The sequence below is a fragment of the Maribacter spongiicola genome (assembly GCF_004364165.1).
GTDB lineage: Bacteria > Bacteroidota > Bacteroidia > Flavobacteriales > Flavobacteriaceae > Maribacter > Maribacter spongiicola.
In genome coordinates this window covers 279,609-298,682 of sequence record NZ_SOAY01000010.1, presented here as the reverse complement: position 1 = coordinate 298,682, position 19,074 = coordinate 279,609, and the positions used below count along the sequence as shown (strand labels likewise).

The window sequence follows — 19,074 nt, the reverse complement described above, 5'->3', positions numbered from 1 at the left end:
ATAAATAAATACAAATTTCTTTAATAATAACACACAGCAAATTATAAAATCTTTCTTAAACAGTTTCGTTAAGACTTTCTAAGAATATTTCTTTGAGCCAACCCTCTAAAGAATATTTAAAATAAATGTGCTCCTTTAAATCAAGATATTTACATTCAAAAAATGACGCACTTAATTTGGGTTTATCCCTGTTTATGATTAATATATTATTCGAATTATAAAAATCATAATTAGCTATATCTTTATTTGTAGTAATTAATTTTTTCTTAGCCCCTATCATCTCTATAGCTCTCATTGTTAAACCACTTTGTGAAGGGTGTTGGATATCTAAAACAGAATTACTTACTTTTAACTTTTCAATTAGTTCTTTTTGAGAAAGAGATTTAAAAGCAAAATCCTGAATGTTTGATTTTCGAAAATGTTTATCTGTAAGTTTGCGGTAATAATAAATTATTTTACTCTGTAAAAACATAAAGTAAAATGAACTCTTAGCAAGTTTCTTGCACTCGTTTTCAATTTCCTTTAATAACCTAAGCCTATCACTATGCACAGTACCAACAAAAAACATATCAATAGTCGACTTAGTATAAGTGACATTTTTATATATATCTAAATAAAAAAGAGGTCTAAAATTAAAGTTATTTGCTAATTGACTACAATCTTGTTTGTCAAAAGAAAATTTATGATCGAAAAATGGAAGAAGATCTAAAACGTTTTGTCTATTCTTTAAAGAATCCCACATATAAAGAACAAATTTTGCATTAGGCTGAGTACTCTTCAAGTATTTTAAACTTTTAACGGAGATACTCTCTGGAGTTAAAAAAAAGACAATATCATAAATATCTTTGTCTAAATCTATAAAAATTAATGAGTAGTAATCATAGATTTTTCTTGATAAAATTTTCTTATTTACTCTTACCAAAGCTTTAGTGATAAAATCATTATTAGGTTTTTCATCAAAATAATCCACATCGCAACCTAAAATTTCCAATTTCTTAGCAATCTCTACCCCATACCCAAAAAACTTAGGAGAAAAAAATAAAACCTTCTTTCCCTTAAAAATATTTGTAGTCTGCATAATACTTTTAGTTAAACTTGGTAGATAATTCTGTTGAAAAAATCCTTAACAATAAATTTGCCTTAAAGGTAAGCATATAGAACGAGTATATAATTTTCTGGTGTTTAGGTAAAATACAATCGGTTAACCTAATTATCTAATATACTCGCCGACTTCTCTTTCTACAAAACCATCTATAATGATATCTGGCTTAAGCTGATCAACAAATTCTTCTTTAAACCCCCATATATAATATACTTCTCTAAAATGTAATGAAAAAAAAGGAATAAGATTAGTAGTAAAAGAATCTCTAAACACTAAGACTCTCAAGTTGTTATTTGCCAAATAGTTTTTTGTAATAACGGTTAATTTAGGGTAACCTTCGGTAGTCAAATATTCTATCTGATTTGGATTTTCCTTCAAATTAAAAACAGGGTTTTTTTCTACAAAAAATCCTCCGTTGTTAATTCCTAACATTGAAATAAGCTCGCCTTGATAATAATCTTGCCACTGAACATTAAACTCATCTAAACCCATGGCCGTTATTCCTAAATCATTCTTGTTTTGTTTAAAGAACTCTTGATAAGCAACGAAGGCCCCATAACTATTCCAATGAGTATCATACTTATGGTAAAGTAAATTCTTCTTTTTTTCTTTAAGTAAGCTTTTACGTACATCTGTTAATTTAACTGTAGCGTTTGTTCGGTCAATATAATCTACAATTTGATCTATTCTAGAAATTGTATCTTTAATCTGCATATTTGCAGAATTGGATAAATACTCTGGATAAATAGTATGTTTATTTGGCCAAAACCCTAGAACATATTTTATCCCTTTCGATTCAAATTTCTTTTTGTTGCTTTCCCATTTATTAACAATCAATTTTAATGTATCTTTTTGCAAAAGATTAGTTCGGGAATAACTACGATAAATTCTACCTTTTACTCTAGTATAATACAGCCACTTTTCTTTACCAAAAATAACCAATTCCGGGTATGTTGAAGACCTAAAAAATTTTGTCTTTAAGTTACTTCCCCAATTAACCAAATGATTTCTAAAACCAAAATTGTCACTTAAATATGTTTCATAATCTCTAGCAAATTCTGTGGAAAAACTAAACTTAGGTTTTTTAGCGAGCTCTCTTTTTTCTAAACTTTTTAATGGGTCTATTATTTTGTATTTAATTTGTACTGAAGGCAAAATTAATAATACAAAGAACACTGCTAGAAATAACGTGTTAATCTTAACTTTAGTCGTTTGAACATTTACAATAAAAAAACAAGAAACTACTAAAAAAATAAAAGCAGAAATAGTAAAAGGATAATTAGTAAAACGTTTTATTTTAAGTTTTTCAAACCCAGCTGAATCTAAATTTACATAAAATCCTGGGTCATAAATTTTTCTATTACCTGCCAAAACAGCCTCTTTTCCTGTAAAAGTAGATTCGTTATTAATCTCAATATATTTATTTGGTGAAAATAGCATATTAAATTCATCGATATTGTAAAACAATTCTCTGCCTTCAATAATAAATTTAATAGAGTAAATTTCTATCTGTTCCTGTTTAAAATTTTCACCAATATCTAATCGAAGATTTTTTAAGTTGTCTATTTTAGGTAATTTAAAAATAACATCTTGAATATCTACACTTCCTATAATATCAGTTTTAACAGAATTAGCAATTGTAAATTCGTTAGTACTGCCTTGCTGATAAAAAAGTTGAAAAGTATCATTTTTTGGAATTTTTGCCTTAAAAATTACATCAATTTGACCAAGAAAAGTATCATTCAAATTAGTTAAATAATTACCAGCAATAAATGTTGCTATACATGCAAGAGTGATAATCCAAATATTACGATATCGATTATATTTATCCATAAATTAAAATCTAAAATATATAAATGGATTATAGCCAGATTGCGCCAATTCAACGATTGAAAAAAGCAATAGTGCTAAATAAAATAATTTAGTACCTGTTAGGTAAAAGACCTTTATTAAACCGTAATCTGTATTCATTATTTTTTCATTAAATATCCTTCTAATTGGTGTAGAAAATATAAACGCGAGCAAAATTATTAATACTGAATAATTGTTGATGTAAAGAAATATGATACTATTATCACCATTACTAACACCTAACATGGTTTTTAGATAGCTAAACCCGTCAAGCATTGTTTCTGCTCTAAAAAACACCCAACCTATTATAACTATTAAAATTACATAGAGGTGTTGTAGAAAAATTGGCCAATTTTGTGTTTTTAAAATCTTACTACGTTCTAAAATCAGAAAAAACCCATGAAAAAGACCCCAAAAGATAAAATTCCAACTTGCTCCATGCCATAAACCAGTAACAAAAAAAACCAAAAACAAATTAAAGTAAGTTCTCCAACTACTTTTACGATTACCACCTAAAGGAATATATAAATAATCACGAAACCAAGTAGAAAGTGAAATATGCCATCGTCTCCAAAAATCTTGAATTGACTTTGAAATATATGGATAATTAAAATTTTCTTTAAAATTAAACCCTAGCATTTTACCAAGTCCTATTGCCATATCTGAATAACCAGAAAAATCAAAATAAATTTGAATTGAATAACATATGATCCCTATCCATGCAGAGGATTGCGAAATACTATCCATTGGTATTGAAAATGCTTGATCTGCAATTAGAGCAGCATTATTTGCAATTATAACTTTTTTAGCAAGACCCCTTATAAATCTAATTACCCCACTAGTAAAAAGGTCAATATTAGTTGTTCTTTCTTTTATCTCAAGAGCAACATCATGATATCTAATAATTGGTCCTGCAATTAATTGTGGAAAAAAAGATATATATAGTCCTAAATGAAAAACATTTTTTTGAACAGAAGTTTCTTGTCTTGCTACATCTACTAGATAAGAAATACCTTGGAAAGTAAAAAAGGATATACCTATTGGCAATAAAATATTTTGATGATCATATTCTAAATAAAATCCAAAATCTTGTAAGATTTCGACTATAAAATTAGCGTATTTATAATAAAGTAATAAACCTAAGTTAATTGCTATAGCCAATCCTAAAAAGACTTTAGAACCTAAAATACTTTTGTTAATAAAGTAATTAATACCTAAACCAGAAATATAATTAATTGCAATAGAAAAAAGCATTAATAATAGTAAAATACCTTCTCCCCAAGCATAAAACCCTAAACTCGCAATTAGAAGAAAGAAATTACGATATTCTTGTTTCAATAAGAAGTTTATAATAAGAACTGATGGCAAAAAAATAAAAAGGAAGACAAAAGAACTAAAAACCATAAATGTTTTCTCTATTATTTAAAACTTCTAAAGATTAAACCTACCACTAGATCTATTCTAATTTTAATTTTCTTTGCTAAAGAAAAAGAACTCTTGTTTCCTGTAGCTGAAGCTACATTTTCATGCCTTCTATAAAATATTAAAGGGTTCTCGATATAAAAAGTATCTCCCATAGTTTCTGCGATAAGACCAATCCAAATATCATGCATTGGTATATTTTTTGGAAAAGGTAAAGCCTTTTCTAAAACTTTACGTTGAAAAGCCAAAGTACAACCCAAGAAATTAACTTTAATTAAATTGTTAAATATCCCCGTTCTTTTTCTTTTTGAATTGAAAAAAAGTTTTGCTGATTCTAAATTGTTATTTTGAAAAATAGATGCATTAGAAAAAACTAGCAAATTATCTTTTAATAACTCCTTATATTTTTGAACCTTTCCCTCTTTCCAAATATCATCTTGGTCAGACAAAAAAATTATGTCTCCCGAAGCTTTATTTAGCGCATTTTCAAAATTCAATATTAAATTTTTTTCAGTAAAATGCACTAGTTTTATTCTAGGGTCTTTATAGTTTTCAATTATACTTATCGTATTGTCTGTAGAACCGTTATCCGAAATAATTATTTCATCCTCTAAAGATAATTGCCCTAAAATTGAATCTAATTGCTCTTCTAAAAATAGATTGCCATTGTAAGTGGCCATACAAACGGAAACTCTCATTTAATTATTTTTTAAAAAAATATTAGCTATAAAATAATTAAAATAAATAAATATAAATGCCATTTTTTTATATCTCCACGCTAAATTTACAGCCCTTATAAATACAATAGCTACATATTGCAGCCAATCCATAATTCCTTCCTTAGATATATTTAAAGCACCTTCACAGTAAAATTTAAATCTATTCAATTGGCTAGAAAAAGAGGCTTCATTATCAGAAAAATCTTGAATGCATTCTAAATTCATTAAACAAAATGTTGACCTAACCTTTCTAAATCTTTCTATAAACTGAAAATCGCTAAAGTCTAATTTTACTGCATTATTATAACCACCTGAAGCAAAGAACGAATCTAAATTTAAAAACATACCACTATTAACAGGTGCTATTTTAAAAAGAGAATACTCCCCTGGAGTTATGGATTTTAAATGAAACCCTCTTTTAAAGCTATATTTAAAAGGAGAAAAAATTCGCCCATCATCCAATCTTAATAATGGTGCTATCATTTTAACATTTGGAAATTCTTGCAATGAGTTTTTATAAGCTTCAAAAATATTTATAGGAAGAGCAGTATCTTGATCTAAGATAAGCATCCATGATTTTTTAAGTTGTCTTGCCCAGTCTGCGCCAGTATTATATGCTTTACTAACTCCAGAGTTGTCTGGGTCATGGTGATAAATAATATCCAAACCTTTAACATTTATAATGTTTTGAGGTTTTGGAGAATTATCATAAAGGAATATATTTAACAATTCTTCACCTCTGTTTGCTGCCAAAATACTTTGGAAAGAGATAGCGTCTTGATATCTAACTTTGTACAATACAATTACTACGGAAACTTTCTCTATAAATTCATTCATCTATTACTTGTACATACCCTTTTTCTTCATCTCTGCAATAGATTTATCGTAATTATCCTCCTTTACTTCTTGTGTATCTACCCAGGAAGTAAAATTACTAATACCTCTCTCAAAATCGACCTTAGGACTAAAGCCAAGTGTTTTTTCAATTTTCTTCAAACAAGCATAATTATGCCTTATATCACCAATTCTATAATTACCTGTAACTGTTAAAGGAACCTCTATTCCATAACTTGCGATTAAAGTTTTAGCAACAGTAATTACATCTATAGCAACTCCAGTACCAACATTAAAAACCTCTCCATTAGCCTCTTCTTTTTCCAAACCTAAAATAGTTGCGTCAACAATATCGTCTATATAAACAAAATCTCTAGTTTCATTTCCGTCTTCAAAAATATTAATACCGTTTCCGTTCTTAATTTGTGTTGAGAATATGGAAAGTATTCCTGTATATGGATTTGATAACGACTGTCCTGGACCGTAAACATTTTGGTATCTAAAAGCAACAGGTGCGATACCTACTGTTGGGCAAACCGTCATTACCATTTGCTCTTGATTCTGTTTGGTAATACCATAAACAGAGGATGGATGTATTTTTGAATCTTCATCTGTAGCAACTAATTCTAAAACATCTGTATTAGGGTATTTTACATCAAAATCACCCTTCTGCATATCTGACTCTTTTCTATGCTTTGGATAAACATCACCCAATGTTTTGCTTAAGTATTTTCCTTCTCCATAAATAGATCTTGAAGATGCCACAATTACCTTCTTAACATTGGTTTTATTGTTTATAAGAAAATCTAACATTAAAGCTGTTCCTTGTATATTTACTTTTACATACTTCTCTACTTCATACATTGATTGCCCAGTACCTGTTTCCGCGGCAAAATGCACAATAGCATCTTGATTACTTATTGCCTTTTTCCAATCATCAATAACAGTAACATCTCCTTTTATAAAATTGACTTTGTCTTTTATAGAATTATACAATGGGGATGTTTCTTCTGGGTTTTCTCCATGAATCTGAGTTGAAAGGTTATCCAAAACAGTAATAACATATCCTTTTTGCAATAATTTTAAAGCCAAATTAGAGCCAATAAAGCCCGCTCCACCTGTTATTAAAATATTTTTCATAGACTCGTTTAGTATTTATGTTTTATTATACTATAATCAAAAATAGGTAATTTTTAAATTTTGAATTGAATAATCAAAAATAACCTGACAGAAAAAACTTATGGTTTTTTTTGGTGAACTTCTTTTTTATAGGAAAAGACGGATAATATAAAGCAAATTATATATGTTGGTGTTGCCGTTTTAAAAGGAGATTCTATAATTGACAAAATCATGGTAGCAAACATTACTAAGGTTAAAGTTTTATTATTTTGCTTTCCATATAAGTATAATAATGAAAGTGAAATAACCATTATTATTATACTCCCAATTAGACCATTTTCCAACAAATAGCTAAGATATTGATTATGAGAATGATTGATTTCCATAATTGTAGTAATTCCTGATTTTTGTATTGGAAGATTTATGGGCAAGATTTCACTAGAATTTCCTGTACCAAAACCAAACCACAAATTCTCTTTCGCTTTTGAAACAGATATTTCCCATAATTTTGCCCTAAAAGGGTCAATACTTTTAATGAAGCCAATAGTAAAACCAAATATTATTATATATAAGGGAATCAATATTAGTTTCAATATTCTTATTGAAAAATAGTTAAGAAACATGATCATAATACCTAATAACAGGGCAAATCTAGAGCCTAACAGTAGTAAACTAGTTACCGCTAAAATTGAATAAAGAACAAAATACTGTATAGAAACTAATTTTTCCTTTTTAAGATTTAATACAAATATTTGACCAATTAGGATGAAAAATGAAATGAACGTAGTATGGTCGTAGAACACCCAATATAACAGATGATGTCTATTAGTTCTTAAATCTAAAAAGAAATTAGAAAACTTTATGTTATAGTAGTAACCATCAAAACAAAAAAACAAAACAGAATAGACTATAAGTATTGAACCAAATACTATAAAAACTTTTGTGTATATTTTTTTTATTTCATCTAAACTATCCGAAAAATCAATTGTCATTGAAATAAGCAAAAAAATAACAAATGTCATAGGAATTGCCAATTTAGAGAACTGACCATTACCCAATATAAGACAAGGTACAAGAAAGAAAATTACCAACAAATAATTGGCTTTATTATAGTATAAAGATTTGTACTTTAAAAGAGTAATTATCCCAAGAGTCAACATAAATATAGAAGCTAATGTTAGCCATGCGGTTTTTAATAGTATAACAGAAATAAATAGTGCTGCAAATAGCACTTCAAAATCGTTTAAATTTACTTTTATCCATTTATAAACTGGGATAAAAAATAAGATAACCCAAGATATAACAAGTAATAATATACGTTGCCATAATGGAAGTATTAACTCATAAATTGGTTTTAAAACAATATAAGGATCAAAAGGTTTTACAGAAGTTTCTAAATTCAACACCCCAATATTTTGATCTATAGAACTTATATTTTTGGCAAACCCTATACTTTTTAAAATATTCTTTTCATTAAGTTTAAATAGAACGTCTTTATCCCCTAATAGTTGAAGTTCATCTATTCTAACTTTTGACAGTTTAGTATTTTCTCCAAAATCCAATCTTATAAACTTTAAATGCTCGCCATCTTTTAAAGTAAAAGGTATTTTTATAGAATTTGCACCTTGATTAACATTAACCCTCTTTTTATTTATTTGGCTAAAATTATTCCCAGTGTCAAAGTATAAATCTAAGCTACTGTTTATGCTATAATTTAATTTAATTTGCAACTCAAAATTAGATTGTTGGAGCATACTGGTTACGTAAAAACTAAATATAAAATTTAGTGTCAACGAGAATATCATGCTTAAGCAAATTCTATACACAAATGAATTTTGAGATAAACTTTTCAGCATGCTTCTTTTTATAACCTATTTACTGATTCAGCATTTGTTTTATTTAAAACCTTTAATGAGGCAAGTCCAATCATAAACATAGATATGCCGAGGGGGTTATTAAAATATGGGTTTGTTGAAGAAAGTAATATCACGAAAAGAAATCCTAGTAAAAATGGTTTTCTAAGATAATTATCATTATCACTCTTTCTATACGTTATATATAAGTACGCGAATAAAGTACCCCAAATACACAACCCTAAAATACCTTGTTTATGAAACACTTCTAAATAACCTATTTCCATATGAACAGGCCTTATAGGTACTCCAATACCAAAACCATGTCCTATAAAAAATGAAGTGAAGTTTACATCATCAAAAACTTGAGCTAATTGTTCTATTCTTGTTGAATCACTTAGCTTCTTATCTCCTATATCATTTTTTGCGAAGAAAAATATACTTCCAAAGACAAGAACTGAAGCCAAAACAAGCATTTTAATATTGAGCCTTAATAACAAAGGAATACCATAAAAAAGAGCATATAGCAGTCCAAACATTAAAATCAAGCCTCTTGTACCCGTAAGTATCATCGCCATTGTAAGAATTAAAATAGCTAAAGATTTACTATTTGATTTTGGACTATGAATCCAAAAAATTAATCCCAATACCATATACATAAAACCTTTATAAAAAAACAGGCCTTCTGTACCTCTAAACATAAAATCAGAAGAAGATATACCAATGTTTACAAAACTATAAAACCAAACAAAATTTAATTTTCCAGAAAAAAATAAAATCTGAATTATTAAATATAAAATAGCCATAAAAAAGCTAGATTTTTTTATTAATGAAACGACAACACCAACATCTTTATATTCCCTGATATAATAACTTATGAATATAATACTAAGAAAATAGGACAATGGTTTGACATCTTCAATTATCAAAAATAACGAGGCCCCATTAAATAAGCCTAAAAAACCATAAAATATAGAAATAAGTATAAATGTTATTGAAATTACCAATACGTAACCTTCTATTCTGCCACGCTTAATATAAAGAATAGTCGTTAAAATGATGTTGATAACAAACAGTGCTATTCTAAGAGTAATTGTCCCAAATTCAAAAACCCTACCGCCACCTCCTATAAATAATTCTAAAAGTGTTAATGAAAAGAGTATTGAAATTAATACGCGCATATATTATTTAAAATTAAATCTTTTTCTTAAAAGAACTACAAGAATACGGCTTACAATACATTGTTTACATTATAAACATAAAAAATATAAAACTGAACGTAATAAATTTACGTTTACTTATATACCTACAATAAATATAATTAAATTCTAGACCGTTTTCCATTGACAGTTTGTGTTTAGATTTAAGTTCTAGATAGAAAACACCTAAATTTGATTAAAAAAATAGCAGAAAAAAATTAAATTTTTAATACCTAGGTTATGATAAAGAACATTTTATGGGATTTTGATGGTGTTATTCTAGACTCTATGCAAGTAAGAGATTATGGCTTTAGAAAAATATTTGAAGAACATACACATGAACAAGTTGAAAAGCTTATAAAGTACCATAGAACCAATGGTGGTTGGTCTAGATATGTAAAAATCAGATATTTTTATGAAGAAATTTTAGGACAAAATATTAGCGAAAAAGAGGTTCTGGCATTGGCTAATAAGTTTTCTAATATTATGAGAGAAGAATTAATTAAACCAGAACATTTAATTGACGATTCATTAAAATTTATTGAAAACAATCATACGAATTTTAATTTTCATATTGTTTCTGGATCAGATGAAAATGAATTGCGATTTTTATGTAAAGAATTAAAATTAGACTCTTATTTTATAACTATTAACGGATCTCCTATTGCAAAGAATAAATTGGTATTCACTGTTTTAAAAGACTTTGGGTATAAAAAAGAAGAAACTATATTAATTGGCGATTCTATTAATGATTATGAAGCAGCAAAAGTTAACTCAATAGAATTCTATGGGTATAACAACACCAAATTAATGGAGCAATCTAGAGAATATATTGAGAGCTTTGATGAGCATCAATTAAGGTAGCTAATAGGTCTTTTAACCACTAATTTAATCTCTTCTCATAATCTTTTGAAGTCTATACGTCATAATACAATTTACCTAGTTGCGTCCAACTCATTACAGGTTGGACTAGGGCTTGTATTAAGTATTTATTTAGCTAGGTTTTTTGAAGAAAAAGAAATATTTGGAAAATATCAACAGCTATTTATTATAATAAATTTTTTAGTCTCTTTCTCATCTGGCATTCCTATGGGTTTGTCTTATTTTTTTGGAACATACCTAGATTATACCTCTCGTATTCAAATTTATAAGCGTTTTTGGTGGTCTATGTTTTTCCTTTCCCTAGCTTTAGGAGGGATTATATTTTTATTTAACCCCATTCTAGCTGATTTTTTTAAAAATAATTATTTTAGAGAATACTCTATTCTATTTTGTGGACTTCTTACCTTAAAAATAATTAATTCATACTATTTACAATATTGTTTAACTAGGGGGAAACTCCAGTTTTATTTCTTTGTGATAATCACTGAGTTTATACTAACTATTGTTTTAATTACAGCCATTTCTCGATTTAACCTGCAGATAAAAGATATCTTAACCGGGTTGATTTTAATTTCATTGACTAAATTAATAGTATTCGGATCTAATTCTTTATTGGTATTCAAAATTAAAGGTCCAATAATTTTATCAAAAAAGGAGTTTGAATATATCTTACCAATGATAGCAATATCAATGGCTTCTCTTCTTACTCTTTACACGGATAAATTTATGATTTCCTCAATTTTAAATCCTGAGAGTTTTGCTGAATACCAAGTAGGAGCTTTTTCAATTCCATTCATAGGAATAATTACTGGATCAGTTGTAACAGCCTTGATACCGGCTTTAGCAAAATTAAAATCTGAAGGTAATATCAGCGAAATAAAAAACCAATTAAGAAATGCTACTATAAAAACCTCGCTTTTTTTAGTACCCATATTAATTTATTGTATTATACTAGGTCCCCACCTAATTACCACACTATACACAGAAAACTACAAGGATTCTGGGTATATATTTCAAATATATACTGCCAGCTATTTATTAACTGTAATTGCTTTTTCAGCAGTAATGAATGCCATCGGACTTCAGAAATGGGTTCTTTTAAATACAATCATTAATTTAATTTTAAACATTATTTTAAATTTAATTCTTATACCAAAATATGGTAATTTCGGCGCTGTCTATGCTACTTTAGCATCCACTTATTTAGGTTATTTTTTACCAATATATCTATTAAAAAAACAAATTTCAGTTAACTTTTTAGAATATTTCCCATTTCGTTTCTATTTCAAAATTTTATTGCTGTCAACCGCTCTAGCCTTAATTATTTTATATTTAATGAATCATTATAATTTAAATAAATGGTATTCATTTATTGCAGCTGTACCATTTTACATTATAATTTTGACTTTTGCTGCTGACAAAAGCATCTTTGATATAAACAAAATAATAAATAGAATAAAAAAAATTGGCGGAAAATAAACTTTTTTTTGAGCGGTATAGAAAAAACAAGTCCCAACTTAAATATAATTTTAATGGCTATGAGCTAGATAAAATTTTAGCGATGGATTTAATATCAGAAATTTACGTAGATCCTCCTCTCAAAATTAAAACTTTACGATATTTCTTTTTAGCAATTAATATCAATTTAATTGCTAATCAAAACCCCGATCAGACGCTTTTTTCTATAGGAAGATATCATAGAAAAGACTATTACGAAATCCTAAATTATGTACGTTCTAAAACTATCAAATCTGTATTATTTGATTTGAGCAAAATAAAACCTATTCCACATATAAAAATTTCTAATTTAATTTTAGCATGTAAACATATTTTTAAGAATACTGACCTATCACTAAAATCAAAACTATTTTTAGCTAGTCAATTGTCATATTATCTAAACACAATAGATAAACTAGAAGACAAAAGACCCACTTTTAAAAACTACATCGCATTTAGTGGTGTACACCATTTAGAAGCTATCATCACTTTTTATTTTAAAAAGAAAAAAATACCAACATATTCATTACAACATGGTATTTATTATGTTTTTAAAAAACATATTCCATTAGATGCTATTTTATTTGAAAATTTTTTATCTGACAAACAATTATGCTGGGGAGAATATAGTATTGATGAATTTAAGGATTATGGTATTAAGAAAGATTCTTTAATTTTAGCTGGTTATCCTAGAAATTTAATTAGAAAAAGTCCTCCCGCTACATTAGATAAACATAAATGTTTAGTTCTTCTCGCACGGTATACCTATGAGCATTCTAACGTCAAATTAATAAAAATATTGAAAAAATTTTCTATAGAAAATGACGTAAAAATAAGTATCAAACTTCACCCGACTTTAAATTGGCAAGAATATAATACTTTATGTAATTCACTTGGTTGGGAGTTAATTGAAGAAAAATATACATTAACAAATATGTTTAAAAAGAATAATTTTGGTTGGGCTATTGCAATAAATACGGCAGCATATTATGAGGCTTACTTAAACTATTTACCCTGTAAAAGATTTAATGATGGTACTTTTGAAGATAGTTTACATGTTTTTAATGACAATTTTGAAGACCTAAATCAACTTGAAGAAGTTTTTAAGGCGATTCCATTTAACCAAAAAGAAAAACTATCTAAATACTTTAACCAAGCAGACGAACGCCTTAAATACATTCTAGGTCTAGGTATTGATAATTATAATATTATAAATGAAAATTTATAAGAAAATATAAATTATGATATTAGCTATTAAACCAGCTTTTATGTTAATTGACAAAAGATAAAATGGAAAACCAAAATATTAAGATTACAATTATTATAGCCGTTTTTAACGGGGAGGAATATATTGAGAATACTATTAAAAGTGTTTTGAACCAAAAAAAAAAAATAGACCTCATTATTATAGACGGTGCTAGTCAGGATAAAACTGTTGAAATAATAAGTAAGTACAAGAGTAAATTACATCGGTTTATTAGTGAAAAAGATGAAGGTATTTATGATGCTTTCAATAAAGGTTGGAATCTGGCTGATTCTAATAGTTTTATACTTTATTTAGGCGTTGGTGATCAATTAAAAGAGCTTCCTTCAGATGATAAATTTACAAAAGCTGACATAATTTATGGTAGAGTTATCTTAAATGAGAATACCATATTTAATTCAAAAATAGGATTTAGGTTAAAATTAGGGAATACATTGCATCATCAAGCATTGTTAGTGAAAAAAAGTCTTCACCCTATCTCTCCCTTTGATGAACAATTTAATCTATATGCAGATTTTGATTTTAATCAAAGATTATATAAACAAAATTTCACGTTCATATATGATGATGTATTCTTGTCTTATGCTTTACCTGGTGGAGTTAGTGCGGTTTTCGATGAACAGCAGTCATTAAAAATTGTGAAAAAAAACTATGGTGTTCTGCTTTCTGTTTTTGCAGTAATTTATTATAGATTACAAAATTTAAAGAATTTGCTAATGTAATGTTTAATTTAGAGTATTAATTAATACTCTTATTGAGCCATATTATTGATTGCTTGTTCTATTTTTAAAACATCGGAAGGTTCATCTACTGCAGCGGAGCTACCAGAGGTTTCAATCATTTTTATAGGTACATTTAAATCAAAAAAACGTAAAATTTCAATGTCTTCAAAATATTCGAACTCAGCTTTCTTTTTTGATTCTCCAAATAATTTTAAATCGTTATAACTAAAGGCATAAATACACACCTGCTTTTTATATAAAGGTTTTTGGTCTTTTATACCTTTTATACCCGGAATTGGTAATCGGGACATATATAATAAGTCCTGGTTTTTATTTGTCAGAACTTTGGGTATATTAGGATTAGTTGGTAATTCACCATCACCCAATATACACATACCGTTAATGACATAATTAAAGTATTTTTCTTTCTGAGAAGCTATTAAATTTATATCATCTGGGTTTAACAAAGGTTCATCCCCTTGTATATTTAAATAAATATCAGCTTCTACTTGCTGAGCAGCCTCCCAAACTCTGTCAGTGCCTGTTAAGCAATTATCTGTAGTCATTATCACCTTATAACCTGCAGAGGTTACAACGTCCTTAATTCTGTCATCTTCGGTTGCTATATATGTGTTTTCATGACCTAAAGCCTTTTCTACAATTTTAGCAACTAACAGAATCATAGGAGTTCCATTAATTAGTACTAATGGTTTTCCAGGAAATCGAGTCGATTTATAGCGAGCAGGAATAATTCCAATTTTTCTCATTTAATTAAACTAAAAACTGAAATTACATTCATATGTTCATATTTTGTTGGCGTTATACAAGTAACCACAATATTTTTATAACTCAACACGTCATCGAATATTTTTTGATTTTCTTGAGACACTAAATATTGATTATGGTTTATGGATGCCTCATAGCCATCAAAGCCAGCAAAAAATATTTCTTTTACACCTTTATCTAATGCAATTTGTATTGCTAATGCCAATGGTGAATCTGATGAAATTTTAGTGAAATCAACTGCTGATAATTCTTTAGAGAGATTAATAATTTCATTTGGCACAATTGTACCCATTGCTCTAGGATATGGCGGATAAACACACGTTTGAGATAAATTACCAAAGTCTTTAACCTTTTCTAGTAATTTTTCACTTTCAAAGCCCACAAGAGCATAAAACTGTTCACACGAAACGTCTAAATATTCACCAACATTTCTAGCTCCTGCGTGCACCAAACATAAATCGTTGTTTTGCTTTACAAGTTTTTTTATAGCCGTACTATTATTCCTTACAGTTTTGCCTCCTCCTAAAATTATAGCTTTATTATATTTTTTTTCTTTTTGCAAAACAGGTAGCCTAAAATTATCTTTTAAAGAATCTTTTTGATTATTAAGCGCATTTACTATACTGCTAATAGGGTATCTATTCATTCCCACCCACTCCATGACTTGTTTTTGAGGTAAAGAATTAGCACCAGAAAACATATACGGCAAACTTGTACCCCATAAAAATTGGGCTTTTAACTTTTCAAATTTTGAAACTACGACACTCAAATTATTATATTGAATTTTTGTAATTCTCTGACTGTCTAAATAGGTTAAAAACAACTCGGTTCTCAAATTTCCCGCACCCCTTCCCATGCCGGTTATTGTAGCATCTACAATACTACAACCATGATCTATTGCGGTTAAGGTATTTGCCATTGCCATTTCTAAATTATTATGTCCATGAAAACCTAATGCACATTTAGTTTTGCTTTTTACTAAATTTATTATTTCTATAACATCCTTTGGAAAAATTCCTCCAAATGAATCTACCATATAGAAATAATCAATAGTATCTTCCAAACCTTCCAATAAATCAAGGAAAGTTGAATTTTCCTTCCAATTAGACATGTACATTACATTAAAACCAACTTCAAACCCCATTTTCTTAATGGCTTTTGCTAAAACTATAGCTCGTTCGAAATTGGATGGGTCTATTGCTAGACGTACCAGTTTAATATAATCCTTGCATGGACCTAACAATTCGCCTACATGAGTTGCTCTTATATCCTTTTCATTTAAAATAATCACCAGTTTTTTTGATGGCATTAATTTTTTCAGCCTTTTTAAAACATATTCTGGGCAATAAAAATACTCACCTAAATAACCTTTTAATGGTATACTTCTATAACCCACCTCTACATACTCAATAGGGAGATTTTCCATTGTTCTACAATAGTCTTCAACCAAATTTTCATCAAAATCCCAATTTGTATAATACCCGCCATCTCGTAAAGTACAATCAAGTAATAAAGGTTTATTTGTCATTATAAAATATATTAACTTAAGTTTTTCAAAGCAATTTTTAAACTATCTCTCCAGTAAGGTATTGTTATATCTAACTCATTTTTGATTTTAGATTTGTCCATAACGCTAAAAGATGGTCTTTTCGCTGGTGTAGGATAAGCCTCCGATTTAATAGGTGCTAACTCAACCTTAGTTTTACTAATATCAAAAATAGATTTAGCAAAATCATACCAACTAGCAACACCTTCATTACTAAAGTGAAAAGTGCCAAAATCGATACTCTCTTTATCTATAAAAGCAACTATAACTTTTGCCAAATCTACCGCGTAGGTCGGTGTACCAATTTGATCAACGACTACACCTAACTTGTCTCTTTCTGAACCTAATCTAAGCATAGTTTTTAAAAAATTATTACCATACTCTGAATATAGCCATGAAGTTCTAATTATTATATGTTTCTCCCAAGATTCGGCTATAGCAATTTCACCTTTAAGCTTAGTTTGCCCGTAAACACAGATAGGGGTTTCCTTATCTTCTTCAGAATACAAAGAAGTTTTCTCCCCGTCAAAAACAAAATCTGTTGAGATATGTATTAATATCGTATTAAATAAACTACAAACTTTAGAAAGGTTTCTAGCACCATCTACGTTAACTTTAGTTGCATTAGCCTCATCAGTTTCTGCTTTATCAACCGCTGTATAGGCTGCACAGTTAATGCAATAAGAGATATCATTCTTGTTAAAAAAATCATTAACTGCATTATAATCTGTTATATCTAATTGCTTAGAACTAACAAAAAGAAAATTTAAATCACCTTGCTCCTCGCTTACTTCTTTAAGACAGGTAGCTAGTTGTCCATTACCTCCCGTTACAAGGATATTTTTCATAATCTAGCCTTATTTAAAGTTGGCAAGATTAAATCCTTTTCAGATACTTTAATTTGATCCGAATCTACTTTCCAATCTATCTCCAAAGTTGGATCGTTAAAAATGATTCCACCTTCAGATTCTTTATTATAGTAATTATCACATTTATAGAAAAATTCAGCCGTTTCAGATACTACAGAGAAACCATGCCCAAATCCTCTTGGAATAAACAATTGTCTTTTATTTTCACCACTTAATTCAATAGCTACATGTTGTCCATAAGTAGGAGAATTTTTTCTTAAATCAACAGCTACATCAATAACAGTTCCATGTAAAACCCTAACTAATTTTGCTTGTGCATATTCTCCTAATTGATAATGAATTGCTCTTATAACGCCGTGCTGAGAAAATGATTGATTGTCTTGAACAAATTCAACGTTTGTTCCAATGCCTTTATTAAATCTTTCTTCATTAAACGATTCAAAGAAATAACCTCTATCATCGGCAAATAAAGTTGGTTCTATAATAAAACAACCCTTTAACTTAGTCTCTATAAAATTCATTGATTTTTATTTAAAATACCTAGAAGATTTTTGCCGTAACCACTCTTCATTAAAGGTTCTGCCAGCGCTTTAAACTGATTTTTATCAATATATCCCATTTCATAAGCCGCAGCTTCAATTGCACCAATCTTAAGTCCTTGGCGTTCTTCAATTACCTCAACAAATTGCGAAGCCTGCATTAAAGACTGAAATGTACCTGTATCTAACCAAGCTGTACCTCTATCTAAGATACTAACGCTTAGTTTTCCTTGATTTAAATATTCTTTATTTATGTCTGTAATTTCCAATTCACCTCTTGGACTAGGCTTTATGTTGGCAGCTATTTCAACTACATTATTATCATAAAAGTATATACCCGGAACCGCAAAATTAGACCTTGGCTCAATGGGTTTTTCTTCAATGCTAATTGCAACGCCATTTTCATCAAATTCTACAACACCATATCTTTCTGGATCATGAACTCTATAAGCATAAATGATGCCCCCAACTGGATCATTATTGCTCTGAAGTAGTTTTGCTAATCCTGAACCATAAAATATATTATCTCCTAATACAAGGGCAACTTTCTCTTTACCAATAAAATCAGCACCTATTATAAAAGCTTCAGCCAGTCCGTTTGGAGCATCCTGAACTGCATATGAAAAAGAGCAACCAAATTTTTTGCCGTCTCCAAGCAAATCTTCAAAAAGTGGTAAATCTTTTGGCGTAGATATTATTAAAATTTCTTTAATACCAGCATACATTAAAGTTGATAGCGGATAATAAATCATCGGTTTATCATAAATAGGCATTAACTGTTTACTAACTGATAATGTTAGTGGGTGAAGCCTAGTTCCTGATCCTCCTGCCAAAATTATTCCTTTCATACTATTTGGTTTGATATGGTTA

The 19,074-nt window shown here is 28.5% G+C and carries 17 protein-coding genes; 4 read left to right on the top strand and 13 right to left on the bottom strand.

All coding sequences use genetic code 11. The features are described from left to right. Positions 1-55: 55 nt before the first annotated feature. The 8 genes from CLV90_RS01930 to CLV90_RS01895 all read right to left on the bottom strand — a co-directional run bounded on the left by CLV90_RS01930 (position 56) and on the right by CLV90_RS01895 (position 10,081). Positions 56-1,078, bottom strand: a complete 1,023-nt coding sequence (locus CLV90_RS01930) for a CgeB family protein (RefSeq protein WP_133685839.1) — start codon at positions 1,076-1,078, stop codon at positions 56-58. A 132-nt stretch (positions 1,079-1,210) separates the two neighbouring features. Next, positions 1,211-2,935, bottom strand: coding sequence for an alginate O-acetyltransferase AlgX-related protein (locus CLV90_RS01925; RefSeq protein WP_133685838.1), 1,725 nt, complete (start codon positions 2,933-2,935; stop codon positions 1,211-1,213). Between the two features lie 3 nt (positions 2,936-2,938). After that, positions 2,939-4,291, bottom strand: a complete 1,353-nt coding sequence (locus CLV90_RS01920) for an MBOAT family O-acyltransferase (RefSeq protein WP_243835245.1) — start codon at positions 4,289-4,291, stop codon at positions 2,939-2,941. Between the two features lie 80 nt (positions 4,292-4,371). Continuing rightward, positions 4,372-5,073, bottom strand: a complete 702-nt coding sequence (locus tag CLV90_RS01915; RefSeq protein WP_133685836.1) for a glycosyltransferase family 2 protein — start codon at positions 5,071-5,073, stop codon at positions 4,372-4,374. Continuing rightward, positions 5,074-5,931 (bottom strand): glycosyltransferase family protein, encoded by an 858-nt coding sequence (locus tag CLV90_RS01910; protein ID WP_133685835.1) that lies wholly within the window; start codon positions 5,929-5,931, stop codon positions 5,074-5,076. Between the two features lie 3 nt (positions 5,932-5,934). Then, on the bottom strand, positions 5,935-7,068 hold the full coding sequence (locus tag CLV90_RS01905) for an NAD-dependent epimerase/dehydratase family protein (protein ID WP_133685834.1): 1,134 nt from the start codon (positions 7,066-7,068) through the stop codon (positions 5,935-5,937). Between the two features lie 98 nt (positions 7,069-7,166). Beyond that, positions 7,167-8,801, bottom strand: a complete 1,635-nt coding sequence (locus CLV90_RS01900; RefSeq protein ID WP_133685833.1) for an O-antigen ligase family protein — start codon at positions 8,799-8,801, stop codon at positions 7,167-7,169. 110 nt (positions 8,802-8,911) lie between these two features. Beyond that, positions 8,912-10,081, bottom strand: coding sequence for a cation-translocating P-type ATPase (locus CLV90_RS01895; RefSeq protein WP_133685832.1), 1,170 nt, complete (start codon positions 10,079-10,081; stop codon positions 8,912-8,914). Between the two features lie 258 nt (positions 10,082-10,339). On the opposite strand from CLV90_RS01895, the gene CLV90_RS01890 reads away from it, so the two are divergent. The 4 genes from CLV90_RS01890 to CLV90_RS01875 all read left to right on the top strand — a co-directional run bounded on the left by CLV90_RS01890 (position 10,340) and on the right by CLV90_RS01875 (position 14,464). Beyond that, entirely contained in the window at positions 10,340-10,963 is a 624-nt protein-coding gene (locus tag CLV90_RS01890; protein ID WP_133685831.1) for an HAD family hydrolase, read from the top strand. A gap of 45 nt (positions 10,964-11,008) precedes the next feature. After that, positions 11,009-12,460, top strand: coding sequence for a lipopolysaccharide biosynthesis protein (locus CLV90_RS01885; RefSeq protein ID WP_166638519.1), 1,452 nt, complete (start codon positions 11,009-11,011; stop codon positions 12,458-12,460). Beyond that, positions 12,447-13,706: a hypothetical protein gene (locus tag CLV90_RS01880; protein ID WP_133685829.1), complete on the top strand. Its 1,260-nt coding sequence runs from the start codon at positions 12,447-12,449 to the stop codon at positions 13,704-13,706. The genes CLV90_RS01885 and CLV90_RS01880 overlap by 14 nt, the downstream gene beginning before the upstream one ends. A gap of 62 nt (positions 13,707-13,768) precedes the next feature. Beyond that, positions 13,769-14,464: a glycosyltransferase family 2 protein gene (locus CLV90_RS01875; RefSeq protein ID WP_133685828.1), complete on the top strand. Its 696-nt coding sequence runs from the start codon at positions 13,769-13,771 to the stop codon at positions 14,462-14,464. Positions 14,465-14,493: 29 nt separating this feature from the next. On the opposite strand, the gene CLV90_RS01870 is transcribed toward CLV90_RS01875, so the two are convergent. The 5 genes from CLV90_RS01870 to rfbA are packed head-to-tail and all read right to left on the bottom strand — an operon-like array spanning position 14,494 to position 19,052. Continuing rightward, complete coding sequence (locus tag CLV90_RS01870) at positions 14,494-15,231, bottom strand: 3-deoxy-manno-octulosonate cytidylyltransferase (protein WP_133685827.1); 738 nt, start codon at positions 15,229-15,231, stop codon at positions 14,494-14,496. Then, entirely contained in the window at positions 15,228-16,778 is a 1,551-nt protein-coding gene (locus CLV90_RS01865; RefSeq protein WP_133685826.1) for an aldolase catalytic domain-containing protein, read from the bottom strand. The genes CLV90_RS01870 and CLV90_RS01865 overlap by 4 nt, the downstream gene beginning before the upstream one ends. An 11-nt stretch (positions 16,779-16,789) precedes the next feature. Further along, the gene (gene rfbD / locus CLV90_RS01860; RefSeq protein WP_133685825.1) at positions 16,790-17,644 is read right to left on the bottom strand and encodes a dTDP-4-dehydrorhamnose reductase; all 855 of its coding nucleotides are present in this window, start codon (positions 17,642-17,644) and stop codon (positions 16,790-16,792) included. Continuing rightward, positions 17,641-18,186 carry a dTDP-4-dehydrorhamnose 3,5-epimerase gene (rfbC, locus tag CLV90_RS01855; protein ID WP_133685824.1) on the bottom strand — a complete coding sequence of 182 codons (546 nt, stop codon included), beginning with the start codon at positions 18,184-18,186 and terminating at the stop codon, positions 17,641-17,643. Before rfbC ends, rfbD begins: the two co-directional genes overlap by 4 nt. Beyond that, positions 18,183-19,052: a glucose-1-phosphate thymidylyltransferase RfbA gene (gene rfbA, locus CLV90_RS01850; RefSeq protein ID WP_133685823.1), complete on the bottom strand. Its 870-nt coding sequence runs from the start codon at positions 19,050-19,052 to the stop codon at positions 18,183-18,185. The genes rfbC and rfbA overlap by 4 nt, the downstream gene beginning before the upstream one ends. Positions 19,053-19,074 lie beyond the last annotated feature (22 nt).